The 12818-nt window shown below is 69.3% G+C and carries 12 protein-coding genes and 1 tRNA gene; 10 read left to right on the top strand and 3 right to left on the bottom strand.

All coding sequences use genetic code 11. The annotated features are described in order from the left end of the window. Positions 1-81 precede the first annotated feature (81 nt). Positions 82-882, top strand: coding sequence for a TrmH family RNA methyltransferase (locus ABD648_RS02820; RefSeq protein ID WP_282217206.1), 801 nt, complete (start codon positions 82-84; stop codon positions 880-882). Between the two features lie 12 nt (positions 883-894). Here the strand turns inward: ABD648_RS02820 and ABD648_RS02815 are convergent, their stop codons facing one another. Then, positions 895-1722, bottom strand: a complete 828-nt coding sequence (locus tag ABD648_RS02815; protein WP_282217205.1) for an SGNH/GDSL hydrolase family protein — start codon at positions 1720-1722, stop codon at positions 895-897. A gap of 148 nt (positions 1723-1870) precedes the next feature. Between ABD648_RS02815 and ABD648_RS02810 the strand changes: the two genes are divergently transcribed. Continuing rightward, positions 1871-3613 carry a DEAD/DEAH box helicase gene (locus ABD648_RS02810; RefSeq protein ID WP_282217204.1) on the top strand — a complete coding sequence of 581 codons (1743 nt, stop codon included), beginning with the start codon at positions 1871-1873 and terminating at the stop codon, positions 3611-3613. Positions 3614-3731: 118 nt separating this feature from the next. After that, a complete protein-coding gene (locus ABD648_RS02805) occupies positions 3732-4826 on the top strand; it encodes a VIT1/CCC1 transporter family protein (RefSeq protein ID WP_282217203.1) in 1095 nt (364 codons plus the stop codon). 74 nt (positions 4827-4900) lie between these two features. On the opposite strand, the gene ABD648_RS02800 is transcribed toward ABD648_RS02805, so the two are convergent. Continuing rightward, positions 4901-4983 (bottom strand) — tRNA-Leu (locus tag ABD648_RS02800). Positions 4984-5094: 111 nt separating this feature from the next. On the opposite strand from ABD648_RS02800, the gene ABD648_RS02795 reads away from it, so the two are divergent. Next, positions 5095-6390, top strand: a complete 1296-nt coding sequence (locus ABD648_RS02795; protein ID WP_282217202.1) for a M20/M25/M40 family metallo-hydrolase — start codon at positions 5095-5097, stop codon at positions 6388-6390. A 48-nt stretch (positions 6391-6438) separates the two neighbouring features. Next, the gene (locus ABD648_RS02790; RefSeq protein WP_282217201.1) at positions 6439-7263 is read left to right on the top strand and encodes an undecaprenyl-diphosphate phosphatase; all 825 of its coding nucleotides are present in this window, start codon (positions 6439-6441) and stop codon (positions 7261-7263) included. A gap of 6 nt (positions 7264-7269) precedes the next feature. Here ABD648_RS02790 and ABD648_RS02785 read toward each other — a convergent pair whose 3' ends face one another. Next, the gene (locus ABD648_RS02785; RefSeq protein ID WP_282217485.1) at positions 7270-8118 is read right to left on the bottom strand and encodes a PAC2 family protein; all 849 of its coding nucleotides are present in this window, start codon (positions 8116-8118) and stop codon (positions 7270-7272) included. Between the two features lie 79 nt (positions 8119-8197). Here ABD648_RS02785 and ABD648_RS02780 point away from each other — a divergent pair, with 79 nt between their 5' ends. The 5 genes from ABD648_RS02780 to ABD648_RS02760 are packed head-to-tail and all read left to right on the top strand — an operon-like array spanning position 8198 to position 12800. After that, entirely contained in the window at positions 8198-8890 is a 693-nt protein-coding gene (locus ABD648_RS02780) for an HAD family hydrolase (protein WP_425561692.1), read from the top strand. Then, positions 8887-9906 carry a tRNA (adenine-N1)-methyltransferase gene (locus ABD648_RS02775; RefSeq protein WP_282217199.1) on the top strand — a complete coding sequence of 340 codons (1020 nt, stop codon included), beginning with the start codon at positions 8887-8889 and terminating at the stop codon, positions 9904-9906. The genes ABD648_RS02780 and ABD648_RS02775 overlap by 4 nt, the downstream gene beginning before the upstream one ends. 10 nt (positions 9907-9916) lie before the next feature. Beyond that, positions 9917-10828: a hypothetical protein gene (locus tag ABD648_RS02770; RefSeq protein ID WP_282217198.1), complete on the top strand. Its 912-nt coding sequence runs from the start codon at positions 9917-9919 to the stop codon at positions 10826-10828. Continuing rightward, on the top strand, positions 10828-11820 hold the full coding sequence (locus ABD648_RS02765) for a helix-turn-helix transcriptional regulator (RefSeq protein ID WP_282217197.1): 993 nt from the start codon (positions 10828-10830) through the stop codon (positions 11818-11820). The genes ABD648_RS02770 and ABD648_RS02765 overlap by 1 nt, the downstream gene beginning before the upstream one ends. Then, complete coding sequence (locus ABD648_RS02760) at positions 11817-12800, top strand: helix-turn-helix transcriptional regulator (protein ID WP_282217196.1); 984 nt, start codon at positions 11817-11819, stop codon at positions 12798-12800. Before ABD648_RS02765 ends, ABD648_RS02760 begins: the two co-directional genes overlap by 4 nt. Positions 12801-12818: the final 18 nt, after the last annotated feature.

Genomic DNA, 12818 nt, shown 5'->3' with positions numbered 1-12818 from the left:
GGACCTCCCCGAGCGAGTCTACGACGTGTCGCGGGGGTGGGCGGTGCCCGGAGGCATCCGCCGGGTGGCAGAGTGGCTCCCGTGGAACTCATCTCCGTCGCCGACGCCGCAGACCCCCGACTGGACGACTACCGCGGTCTCACCGACACGGCTCTCCGCACTCTGCGGGAACCGCCGGACGGGCTGTACATCGCGGAATCGACGAAGGTCATCGCCCGTGCGGTCGCTGCCGGCCACCGCCCCCGCTCCCTGCTCGTCCAGGAACGCCGGATCGAAGACGTCCGGGGAATCGTCGGCGCCCTCGACGTGCCGGTGTATGTCGTGCCGGATGATGTGGCCGAAGCCGTCACCGGGTTCGCCGTGCACCGCGGCACGATCGCATCGATGCACCGTCCGCAGCTGCCGACGGTCCGCGAGGTCGTCCAGGGCGCCGGTCTCGTGCTGATCCTCGAGAACATCGGCGATCACACGAACGTCGGTGCCGCCTTCCGTGCCGCCGCCGGTCTCGGCGCAGACGCGGTGCTGGTGTCGCCCGGCGGTGCGGATCCGCTGTACCGGCGCAGCGTGCGGGTGAGCATGGGGACCGTGTTCCAGGTGCCCTGGACGCGCATCAGCGATTGGACGGAGACCGTGGCGGATCTGCATGCCGCCGGCTTCGACATCGCTGCTCTGGCGCTCGAAGACGACGCCATCACACTGGATGAGTACGTCGACCTCCGCCGGGAGCGCGTCGCCGTGGTGATGGGGGCCGAGGGCGATGGTCTCTCCCGCACCGCGATCGACAGCGCCGATCACGTCGTGACGATCCCGATGAGCGGGGGAGTGGACTCGCTCAACGTCGCCTCCGCCGCAGCGGTCGCGCTCTGGGCGCTGAAGCGCTGAGGGCGTCGGCGATCAGTCCTTCTGGAGCCGGATCATCGGGGAGGCATCGGGACGCTTCGCCGCGATGTGATCACCGGACGACTGGTGGCGGAGCCGACGGAGGACCCAGGGCACGAAGTGCTCGCGCGCCCAGCCGAAGTCCTCGGAGCGCGCCTCACGCCAGGTGCGCACCGGGAGCGGCTCGGGCTGCATGGCCTCGAGGTCGTTCGGGACGTTCAGTGCCCGCAACGCCATGCGCGCGACCTCGTGGTGGCCGAGCGCGTTGTAGTGGAGGCGGTCGTCGTCGAAGAAGCGCATGTCCTGCACGACCTTGAGCGCCCACTGGTCCGCGACGATGCAGTCGTGGCGCTCGGCGATGGCTCGCACGTTCTCGTTGTAGATCGCGACCTTGCCGCGGAATGCACGGAAGACGGGCGTGAAGCCCGTGTCGATGCCGGTGAAGAGGAGGATGGCGGCGCCGGTGGAGGCGAGACGCGCGACGGCATCCTCCAGCTGCGCGGCGATCGCATCGGGGTCTGTTCCGGGGCGGATCACATCATTGCCCCCGGCGCAGATGGAGACGAGGTCGGGATGCAGGGCGACAGCGGGCTCGATCTGGTCGGCGACGATCTGCGCGATGAGCTTCCCCCGCACCGCGAGGTTCGCGTAGGCGAAGTCGTCGACCTGCTGGCCGAGCACTTCGGCGACGCGATCGGCCCAGCCACGGTGGGCGCCCGGTGCGTTCGGGTCGGGGTCGCCGATGCCCTCGGTGAACGAATCGCCCACCGCGACGAAACGGCGCCACGGGTGCACGCTCTCGTTGGGGATGTAGGGGGTCCGAGTCGAATCCTGGTCGGTCATCCAGCTCTCCTTCGCGAACGGGTGCGCCGGGCGGTGGCCGCAGCGCAGTGAACGAGCCTACCCCGCCGACGGCGTGTCGCGGCAGGGGTGCCGGATGCGGCGAGCCGCGTGCGCCGCAGTGTCGGTGGGAGCGATTATCGTGGACTCGATGCTCTCTCCGTCCTTTCCTCAGCGCGCCCCGTGGGGAACGGCGAACAAGCTACGAGCGTGGCAGCAGGAGGCTCTGGAGCAGTACTTCGAGGCCGACCAGCGCGACTTCCTCGTGGCCGCGACACCGGGCGCAGGCAAGACGACATTCGCCCTGACGCTCGCGGTCGAGATGATGCGCATGGGCGAGGTCAATCGCATCATCGTGGTCGCCCCGACGGAGCACCTCAAGACCCAGTGGGCCGATGCGGCGGCGCGGGTCCACATCCGTCTCGATCCGCGCTTCCGGAACAGCGACTGGGCGCCGGCGAGGCACTATCACGGCGCCGTGGTCACCTACGCGCAGGTCGCGGCGAAGTCGTCGGTCCACCGTCATCTGACCGAGGACGCGAAGACGCTCGTGATCCTCGACGAGGTGCACCATGGCGGCGATGCGCTGAGCTGGGGCGACGCGATCCGCGACGCGTACGGGCCGGCCAAGCGACGACTGCTGCTGTCGGGGACCCCGTTCCGCAGCGACACCGCGCCGATCCCGTTCGTCGAGTACCACCCCGACGAATCCGGCGCGCGCATCTCGCGCACCGACTACAACTACGGCTACGGGCGCGCTCTCGCCGACGGCGTCGTGCGTCCCGTGCTGTTCCATATGTACGCCGGCAAGATGCGCTGGCGCACCACGTCAGGCGACGAGCTCGAGACGCACCTGGGGCAGGACAACACGAAGGACGTCACGTCGCAAGCCTGGCGCACGGCGCTCGACCCCGAGGGCGAGTGGATGCCCGCCGTGCTGTCGGCGGCCGATCGTCGCCTCACCGAGATCCGCCATCATGTGCCGGATGCCGGCGGCCTCGTGCTCGCGACGGATCAGACGGTGGCACGCGCCTACGCGAAGATCCTGCACAGCATTACCGGTCAACAGCCGACCGTCGTCCTCTCCGACGACGCGACCGCGTCGGAGCGGATCGAGAAGTTCAGCGCCGGCGACCAGCGCTGGATGGTCGCGGTGCGCATGGTGTCGGAAGGGGTCGACGTGCCGAGACTGGCCGTCGGTGTGTACGCCACGTCATCGTCGACGCCGCTCTTCTTCGCGCAGGCCATCGGTCGTTTCGTGCGAGCGCGCCGTCGTGGCGAGGCTGCGAGCGTCTTCCTCCCGCAGGTCCCCGTGCTCATGGGGCTCGCGGGCGAGATGGACAAGGAGCGCGACCACGCCCTCGACCGCCAGTCGAAGGACGACGACGGCCTCGAGGACTCCCTTCTCGAGAGCGCCAATCGTGAGGATGAGGCCTCGGACGCCCTCACGCAGGAGTTCAGCTACCAGGCGCTGTCTTCGGTCGCCCACTTCGACCGTGTGGTCTTCGAGGGTCAGGAGTTCGGCCAGCTCGCCGAGCCCGGCACCCCGGAGGAGGAGGAGTTCATCGGGTTCCCCGGCCTCCTCGAGCCCGAGCACGTGCATGAGCTGCTGATGCAGCGTCAGACCCGTCAGTCGCGCCTGCGCGAGGCGCGTGAGGCCTCTGCGGGGCCGACCGAGACGACGACCCTGCCCGCGCCCCTGCACCGCACGCTCAAGGAGCAGCGTCAGCTGCTGAACAGTCTCGTGGGCCTGTATGCGCGGCAGAAGGGCGAACCGCACGGCGCCGTGCATGCCGAGCTCCGTCGCATCTGCGGAGGACCCGCCGTCGCGCAGGCCACCGTGACGCAGCTGCAGTCCCGCATCGACGTGCTGCGCAAGCGCGTCCGCTCCTAGCCGGGGTTCGGATCCCCGAAATGCTGGCAATCCGCGTCTGAGCACGGCTCGCATGCGCCCGCGCGGCTAGCGTGGAACGGTTGCCCCCGCACCGGGCTTCGTGACGCCTGGAGGATTCATGACAGCGCCTGCCGCAGCAGAGCCGACACCCGCTGATCACCGCCGATGGGCGCGCTACCTCGTCGAGGAGCGCGCCGAGGGATCGGTGTACCAGAAACTCGCCGCCCGTCGCACGGGGGAGGAGCAGGAGATCCTGCTCCGGCTCGCCGATGCGGAGCGGCGGCATGAGCAGCACTGGCTCGACCTTCTCGGCGGAGAGCCGAAGCGCCTGCCGCGGGCCGGCATCCGCTCGCGCCTGCTGGGGTGGATGGCCGGCCGCTTCGGGTCGATCTTCGTGCTCGCGCTCGCGCAGAGCGCCGAGGCGCGATCGCCGTACGACGCCGAGCAGTATGCGACGCCCGCGATGCGCGCCGACGAGAAGATCCATTACGAGGTGGTCCGCGGTCTCGCGGCCCGTGGCAGGCGGCGGCTCTCCGGCTCGTTCCGTGCCGCGGTCTTCGGTGCCAACGACGGCCTGGTGAGCAATCTCGCCCTCGTGCTCGGCATCGGCGCGACCGGAGTGAGTTCCGGGTTCGTGCTCTTCAGCGGCATCGCCGGCCTGCTCGCCGGTGCCCTGTCGATGGGCGCGGGAGAATTCGTGTCGGTGAGGTCCCAACGAGAGCTGCTCGCCGCGACCGAGGCCAACGAGGATGCGGCCGACGCGGCGGGCGACCTCGACATCGACGAGAACGAGCTGGCCCTCGTCTACCGTGCCCGCGGCATGGAGCAGGAGGAGGCTCTGCTGCGCGCCCACCGCATCGTCGAGGCGGCCAAGGCCGGTGCTCGTCGCGCGGCGACCGGGCCCGTGCGCGTGCCCGGGAGCGACCACGAGATCGTCGGCAGCGACTGGACAGCGGCGATCTCGAGCTTCCTGCTGTTCGCCTCCGGCGCGATCATCCCCGTGCTGCCGTGGATCTTCGGCCTGCAGGGCGCCGCCGCCGTCATCCTCGCGCTGGTTCTGGTGGGCATCGCCCTGCTGAGCACGGGCGCGATGGTCGGCGTCCTCTCCGGCGGTCCGCCCCTGCGTCGTGCGCTGCGTCAGCTGGCGATCGGCTTCGGTGCGGCCGCCGTGACCTACGCGCTCGGGCTCGCGTTCGGCGTCGGCGTGGCCTGACCCCGAATGCGGGCACGCGCCCGGACCACGAAGAAGGCCCCTGATCCGGAGATCAGGGGCCTTCTTCTTACCTGTGCGCGGAGGGGGACTTGAACCCCCACGCCCTTACGGGCACTACGACCTCAACGTAGCGCGTCTACCATTCCGCCACCCGCGCAGGTCTTGGATGATCGTTGCCGACCGAAGAATGAGATTAGCACGTAATGGAGCGCGCTTCGAACCGAGCCGTACGCCCGGGCGTGGCTCGCCGCTTCGGTAGCCTGGAGGCATGACCGATCCCTCCCTGCCCGAGGTCGTCCGCATCGCGAGCGACCTGATCCGGTTCGACACGTCGAACTTCGGCGGCGGCAACGCCAAGGGCGAGCGCGAGGCCGCGGAGTACGTCGGCGCCTACCTCGAGGGCCTCGGACTCGACGTCGAGTACTACGAGCCGATCCCACGCCGCACGAACGTCATGGCACGGGTTCCGGGCCGCGACAGCAGCAAGCCCGCCCTCGTCGTGCACGGCCACCTGGACGTCGTTCCGGCGATGGCGGAGGACTGGAGCGTCGACCCGTTCGCCGGTCTGGTGCAGGACGGGATGCTCTGGGGCCGCGGGGCCGTCGACATGAAGAACATGAACGCGATGATCCTGACGGCCGTCGCGGACATCCTGCGCGCGGGGGAGCAGCCCGAGCGCGACCTCGTCCTGGCGTTCTTCGCCGATGAGGAGAACGGCGGCGTGGAGGGATCCGCGCTGGTCGTGCAGAACCACCCGGAGTGGTTCGAGGGCGCAACGGCCGCCATCAGCGAGGTCGGGGGCTACTCGATCACCGTCGACGACCGGCGCGCGTACCTGCTGCAGGTCGGCGAGAAGGCCCTCATCTGGATCCGCCTGGTGGCCAAGGGCCGCGCGGGTCACGGCAGTCGTCTGCACGACGACAACGCGGTCACGAAGCTCGCCGAGGCTGTCGCCGCCATCGGACGTACGCGCTGGCCCCTCCGCCTGACGCCCACGACCGAGGCACTGCTCCAGGGGCTCAGCGACCTGACCGGCCGCAGCACAGACGATCCGGATGCTCTCGCCGCAGCCGCCGGGCCGGCCGAGGCCTTTCTGCGCTCGTCCTTCCGGACCACGTCCAACCCCACCGCGCTGACGGCGGGGTACAAGCACAACGTGATCCCGGAGCGCGCCGAGGCGCTGATCGACGTGCGCGTCATCCCGGGCACCGAAGACGACGTGCTCGCCGAACTCCAGCAGATCATCGGCGACGACATCCTGATCGAGACGGTCGTGCGCGACATCGGCATGGAGACGCCGTTCGAGGGAGAGCTCGTCGAGGCGATGGTCGCGAGCATCGGCCGCCATGACCCCGGTGTCCCCGTGATCCCGTACCTGCTCGGGGCCGGAACCGACAATAAGGCGCTGGCGTACCTCGGCATCACGGGTTACGGGTTCGCCCCGCTGAAGCTGCCGGCCGACCTCGACTTCACAGGCATGTTCCACGGCGTCGACGAGCGCGTGCCCGTAGAATCGCTTGTCTTCGGCCAGCGCGTGCTGGCCGATCTGCTGCGCACGTACTGACCGCAGCCCCACCCGCTTCCGCGCCCTCCTCACACCAGAAGGCCCTCCATGCACCTGCTCGAAGCCCTCATCCTCGGCATCGTCCAGGGACTCACCGAGTTCCTGCCCATCTCCTCCAGCGCCCACCTGCGCATCCTGGGCACCTTCCTGCCTTCCGGGGAGGATCCGGGCGCGGCATTCACCGCCATCACGCAGATCGGCACCGAGGCCGCGGTCGTGGTCTTCTTCTGGCGCGACATCGTGCGCATCGTCTCGCAGTGGTTCCGCTCGCTCGCCGGACGTGTTCCGCGCAACGACCCGGATGCGCGGATGGGCTGGCTGATCATCATCGGCAGCATCCCGATCGTGGTGCTCGGACTGCTCTTCCAAGATCAGATCGAGACCGTGTTCCGCTCCATGTGGATCGTCGCGATCATGCTCATCGTGTTCGGCATCCTGCTCGGCATCGCCGACCACGTCGGGGCCAAGCGCCGGAAGCTCGGCGATCTCACCTACCCGCACGGCATCGCGTTCGGCTTCGCTCAGGCTCTCGCCCTGATCCCCGGCGTCTCCCGCTCGGGCGGCTCGATCACCATGGGGTTGTTCCTCGGCTACGAGCGCGCCGCCGCGGCCCGGTACGCGTTCCTGCTCGCGATCCCCGCGGTCTTCGGCAGCGGCTTCTACCAGGTGTTCAAGAGCTGGGGAGAGCCCTCGTTCTTCTCGTTCGGCGACACGCTGGCCGCGACCGGCATCGCGTTCGTCGTGGCACTCGGAGTGATCGCGTTCTTCATGAACTTCATCTCGAAGCGCAGCTTCCTGCCGTTCGTGATCTACCGGATCCTGCTCGGCACGGTGCTGCTGATCCTGCTCGGCACGGGTGTCATCGCGGCCTGAGCCGCGTCAGCGCTTGTGATCGCCGGGGGCGTCGCCCCGACGACGCAGGTAGCGCTCGAACGCCTGCGCGATCGCATCTCCGGACGCCTCGGGGGAGTCCCACGTGTCCCGGGTGCGCTCGAGCTGGCGGATGTACTCCGCCATGTCCTCGTCCTCGGACGCCGCAGCATCGATCGACGCCTCCCACGCGGCCGCTTCGGTCCGCAGGTGGCTGCGGTCGACGTCCACACCGGTGAGTTCCTCGAGACGGTCGAGCAGCGCGAGAGTGACCTTGGGGGAGGGCGTGGCGGACGCGACGTAGTGCGGCACGCTCGCCCACAGGCCCGCCGTCGGGATGCCCGCGCTCTCCGCGAAGTGCTCGAAGACGCTGAGGATGCCGACGGGCCCCTCGTAGAGCGATCGCTCGAGGCCGTGGGCCTCACGCACCTGCTCGTTCTGGCTCGAGGCGAAGATCGAGATCGGGCGGGTGTGCGGGACATCCGCCAGCATGGCGCCCATGGTCACGAGTCCGGTGATGTCGTCGCGTAGGGCGATGTCCACGAACTCCGAGGCGAAGGCCTGCCACGTGCGTGCGGGCTCCACGCCGGTGAGCAGCCAGAACTCGGGCCCAGGGCCGGGATCGCGAGGGCGCCAGAGGCCGGCTTCCGGCCACTTGAGCTGGCGACGTCCCTCCGCATCCATCTGCGTCGAGGGGCGCGTGTACTGGTAGTCGAAGTACAGTTCGGGGTCGACCGAATGCACGAGTTCGTAATCCGACGACGAACGCAGCGCCTCGACGGCGCCACTGGCTGCTTCGCCCGCGTCGTTCCAGCCGTCGAAGGCGGCGATGACGATGCGTGAACCGAGAACATCCATCATGGGCTCCCTTCGAGATCGAGGACGTATCCCTCCAGGCTAGTCCGCGGCGGCGGGATGTGGGCGGCGCCGGGCTAGCATGGGTTCAGTGAGCAGAAAGCCCCGCGCAGTCCTCTGGGACATGGATGGAACACTGGTCGACACCGAGCCGTACTGGATGGCGGCGGAGACGTCGCTGGTGGAGTCCTTCGGCGGGTCGTGGACCCATGAGGACGCCCTGCAGCTGGTCGGGAGCGGTCTGATCGACAGCGCGATCATCCTGCAGAACGCCGGCGTGGCGATGGAGCCGGAGGCGATCGTCTCCCACCTGACCGATGTCGTGCAGGAGTCGTTGCGCACCCAGGGCGTCCCGTTCCGTCCCGGGGCACGCGAGCTCCTCGCGGAGCTCAGGGATGCCGGCATCCCCACGGGGCTGGTCACGATGTCCCTCCGCCGGATGGCGCTGAACGTCGTCGACCTGATCGAATTCGAGGCTTTCGACATCGTCGTCGCCGGCGACGACGTGGACAATCCCAAGCCGCATCCTGAGCCCTACCTGCAGGCTGCCGCTCTTCTCGACGTCGACATCACCGAGGTCGTCGTGATCGAGGACTCGCCGACCGGTGTGCGCGCGGGTCTCGCCTCCGGCGCGGTCACGCTGGGTGTCCCGCACATCGTCCCGCTGGACGACCTCGGGGCGCACGAGCTCTGGCCGACGCTCGCCGGACGAGGCGTGTCGGACCTCGGAGACCTGTTCGACGCGAACAACGCCATGACGGAGGTCATCCGATGACGGATTCCGCTGCCCAGCGACCGAGCGGCCCCTTCCGCGTGGGCGACCGTGTCCAGCTGACGGGCCCGAAGGGCCGCCTGCACACCGTGACCCTCCGCGAAGACGGCGAACTGCACACGCACCAGGGCGTGCTCCGCCACCGCGACCTCATCGGGCTTCCCGACGGTTCGGTGGTCGCGAACAGCTCGGGACACGACTACCTGGCCCTGCGCCCGCTGCTGCGGGACTTCGCGATGTCGATGCCCCGCGGTGCCGCGATCGTCTATCCGAAGGACGCCGCGCAGATCGTCATGCAGGCGGACATCTTCCCCGGCGCCACGGTCGTCGAGGCCGGTGTCGGATCCGGCGCGCTGTCACTGTCGCTCCTTCGCGCGATCGGGCCGGTCGGACGACTGATCTCCTTCGAGCGCCGCGACGACTTCGCCGATGTCGCTCGGGGCAATGTCGAGACGTTCTTCGGCGGGCATCCGGACACCTGGCGCGTGGTCGTCGGCGACCTGGTGGAATCCCTCCCCGCCGAGACTCCTGCGGGCACCGTCGACCGCGTCGTGCTCGACATGCTCGCCCCCTGGGAGTGCATCGATGCCGTGGCGGAGGCACTGACCCCTGGAGGCGTGGTGCTCTGCTACGTCGCGACCGCGACGCAGCTCTCCCGCGTGGCCGAGTACATCAGGGGGACCGGTCTCTTCACCGATCCCGATGCGTCCGAGACCATGGTGCGCGGCTGGCATGTCGAAGGACTCGCCGTGCGGCCGGACCATCGAATGGTCGCGCACACCGGATTCCTCCTGACCGCCCGCCGCCTCGCTCGCGGCGCGGTCGCGCCGTCGGTCAAGCGCCGCGCGTCCAAGAGCAGCTACGGCGACGACGACGTGGAGGCCTGGACTCCCGGAGCCGTCGGCGACCGGGAGATCAACGACAAGAACCTGCGCAAGCGCGCCAGGGAGGCGGGCAAGGCGGCCGAGGGGGCGCGCCTTGCTGCTGCTTCGCGCGAATCGGAGCACGCGACGGAATAGACTGGAGCGCGTGCGTAAAACGTCCGCCGTTCTGGCCTCCCTCAGCCTCGCCGTCCTCGCCCTGACGGGCTGCACCGCGTCGGCCTCCTCCGACGGTGCTGCGTGCGATCGCGGCGGCGACGACAAGATCCTGAACATCGCCGACGTGAGCGGCGACCTCGGGTCTCTGCCGGACGTCTCCGTCTTCGGACCGGTCAAGACCGACAAGACCTCGTTCGCTGATGTCACCGTCGGCGATGGCCTCGCGCTGGGGTCGGACTTCCAGCCCGTCGTGCTCGACATCGCGTTCTACGGTGGAGACAGCGGCAAGAAGCTCTACCAGTCCGAGTTCAACGGCGACGGGAGTCGGGTGCACAGCATCGACTACTGGGCCCAGCGCTCCGCCGGGTTGTCGGGTGTGCTCGAGTGCGCGACCGAGGGCAGCCGCGTCCTCGCCGTGCTGACTCCGGAGGACTTCGGGGAGCAGAACGTCGAGGCATTCGGTCTCGCCAAGGATGAGACCATCGTTGCAGTCGTCGACGTGCTCGATGTCATGCCGTCGAAGGCCACCGGCGCGCTGCAGTTCAACGACGCCAGCGGTCTGCCCACAGTGGTGCGTGCTCCGGACGGCACTCCCGGGATCATCGTCCCCGACGTTCCGGCACCGACCAAGACCGTCACGCAGACGCTCATCAAGGGCGACGGCCCGAAGGTCAAGGAGGGCGACGCGGTCGTCTCCAACATCATGAGCGTCGGCTGGGACGACAAGAAGGTGACCACGAACACGTGGGGTACGGAGGCCAGCATCAGCGCGGCTCCCGAGCAGCTCATCGGTGCGACCGTCGGGTCTCAGGTCCTCGTCGTGTTCCCCGAGGCCGACGGATCTCCCTCCACGGTGGTCGTGGTCGACATCCTGGGCGCAGTGACGGCGCCCACCCAGTGATGGCCGCCCGGATTCCCGCGGAGGAGCGCCTGACGAATCTCGTCGTGGCGCTCATGGCCACGGAGATCGGGCTCACGAAGCAGCAGATCCTCGACAACGTCTCCGGCTACCGTCAGCGCGCCGATGCCGGCACGCGGTCGGATGCTCTCGAGAAGATGTTCGAGCGCGACAAGGAGGAGCTGCGGTCGCTCGGGGTGCCGATCGAGACCATCGGCGACGCCGCAGACCCGAACGATCTCCGCGAGGCGCGCTACCGTATTCCGCAGGCGGAATACGACCTGCCCGCCGACATCGAGTTCACTCCGGCCGAGCTCGCCGTGCTCCGCCTCGCGGGCAGTGTCTGGAGCGCCGAGTCCGCCTCGGGCGACGCGCAGTCCGGCGTGCGCAAGATCCGTGCGCTCGGCATCGACGGCGACGAGCCGATCATCGGCTTCGCTCCGCGGATCACTGCGCGCGATGCGGCTTTCGCGCCGCTGCAGGATGCGATCGAGAAGAGCAGGGTGGTCGCCTTCGAGTACCTCAAGCCGGGAGAGGCGGTGCCGCGTCGGCGCAGCATCCGTCCGCTGGCGCTCGTCGACTACGAAGCGCGCTGGCATGTCTTCGGGGTCGACGTCGACATCGATGAGGACCGTATGTTCCTGCTCAGCCGCATCGTCGGCGACGTCAAGGTGACGACCACGACATTCGATCCCGCGCTGCGCGATGGGGCGGGGGAGCGCGCTCTCGCAGGGCTCGAGCGCGTCTCCGCGGAGAACGCCGCGCTGCTGGAGGTCACACCCGGCACCGAGGCGGCGCTGCGCCTCGGTCGGCGAGCGACGCCTGCGGCGCAGGGCATCACGGTGCCGTTCGTCGACCTGCACATCCTCGCCGACGAGCTGGCCTCGTACGGACCGGAGGTGCGCGTCGTCGAGCCCGCGGCACTGCGAGATGCCGTCATCGCCCGGCTCCAGGCCGTCATCGATGCGCATGCGGAACGTGAGGAGGCCCGATGAGCGCCCAGCCCAAGCCGCTCCTCGCCGCCGAGCGCGTCCGTCTCTACCTGACCCTCGTGCCGTATCTGCTCGAACACGGTCAGGTGTCGCTCGCCGAGGCATCGGCGGAGTTCGGCGTCACGCCGCAGGAGATGCGCGGGATGGTCGAGAAGCTCACGGTGATCGGCCTCCCCGGCGAATCCGGATACTGGCAGCAGCCGCAGGAGATGTTCGACATCAACTGGGACCTCCTCGACCTCGAGGACGTCATCGAGATCACCAACGATGTGGCGCTCCGCCGGGTTCCGCGGTTCACGGCGCGCGAGGCCGCTGCGCTGCTCGCCGGTCTCCAGATGGTCGCGGCGGTGCCGGCGGTCTCGGACTCCGGCCTCGTCGCGGGGCTGATCTCCAAGCTGTCCCGTGGCGCAGCCGACGCGCCGGCCGACGTCGTGGTGGCTCCCAGCGCGGTCGACGAGGTCCGCGAGGTCGTGGCGCGCGGGCTGCAGGACGGCGTCGCCATCTCCTTCACGTACCAGGCACCGGATGCCGCCCCGACCACGCGGACGGTCGATCCGGTGCAGATCCTGATCACCAACGCCCAGTGGTATCTGCAGGGCTGGTGCCATCTCCGACAGGCGATGCGCACGTTCCACCTCGACCGGGTGAGCGAGCCGAAGCTCACGGACATCCCGATCACGCACGGCGGAGATCAGGTCCCCGAGCCCTTCGCCGGCCTCGACGACGAGCGCGAGGTCACGGTGCGCGTCTCCGAGCGGTTCGCACCTCTGCTCAGCGGATTCCTGCCGGCGACCACGCTGGAAGCCGTCGACGGCTCGGTCACCGCGCACGTCCACCTGGCCGATCCCCGCGGCATCAAGCGTCTCGCCGCGCGCTTCGGCGGGGCCATGGAGGTCCTGGAGCCGGGTGTCGCGCGGTCGTCGACCCGCGAGTGGGCGGCATCCGGACTCGCGCTCTATCACCGCCCCGATCACGAGGATTGATCTGTAGACTGGGGCGAA

The organism is Microbacterium luteolum (genome assembly GCF_039533965.1).
GTDB classification, from domain to species: domain Bacteria; phylum Actinomycetota; class Actinomycetes; order Actinomycetales; family Microbacteriaceae; genus Microbacterium; species Microbacterium luteolum.
This window is presented reverse-complemented; position numbering and strand designations above follow the sequence as displayed.

What these genes read in the sequence shown, in the direction of transcription:
- ABD648_RS02790 (WP_282217201.1), top strand. Translation starts at nt 6,439, where the DNA reads ATGCACCTGCTCGAAGCCCTCATCCTCGGCATCGTCCAGGGACTCACC.
- ABD648_RS02765 (WP_282217197.1), top strand. Translation starts at nt 10,828, where the DNA reads ATGGCCGCCCGGATTCCCGCGGAGGAGCGCCTGACGAATCTCGTCGTG.
- ABD648_RS02795 (WP_282217202.1), top strand. Translation starts at nt 5,095, where the DNA reads ATGACCGATCCCTCCCTGCCCGAGGTCGTCCGCATCGCGAGCGACCTG.
- ABD648_RS02785 (WP_282217485.1), bottom strand. Translation starts at nt 8,118, where the DNA reads ATGGATGTTCTCGGTTCACGCATCGTCATCGCCGCCTTCGACGGCTGG.
- ABD648_RS02815 (WP_282217205.1), bottom strand. Translation starts at nt 1,722, where the DNA reads ATGACCGACCAGGATTCGACTCGGACCCCCTACATCCCCAACGAGAGC.
- ABD648_RS02810 (WP_282217204.1), top strand. Translation starts at nt 1,871, where the DNA reads ATGCTCTCTCCGTCCTTTCCTCAGCGCGCCCCGTGGGGAACGGCGAAC.
- ABD648_RS02780 (WP_425561692.1), top strand. Translation starts at nt 8,198, where the DNA reads ATGGGTTCAGTGAGCAGAAAGCCCCGCGCAGTCCTCTGGGACATGGAT.
- ABD648_RS02775 (WP_282217199.1), top strand. Translation starts at nt 8,887, where the DNA reads ATGACGGATTCCGCTGCCCAGCGACCGAGCGGCCCCTTCCGCGTGGGC.
- ABD648_RS02760 (WP_282217196.1), top strand. Translation starts at nt 11,817, where the DNA reads ATGAGCGCCCAGCCCAAGCCGCTCCTCGCCGCCGAGCGCGTCCGTCTC.
- ABD648_RS02805 (WP_282217203.1), top strand. Translation starts at nt 3,732, where the DNA reads ATGACAGCGCCTGCCGCAGCAGAGCCGACACCCGCTGATCACCGCCGA.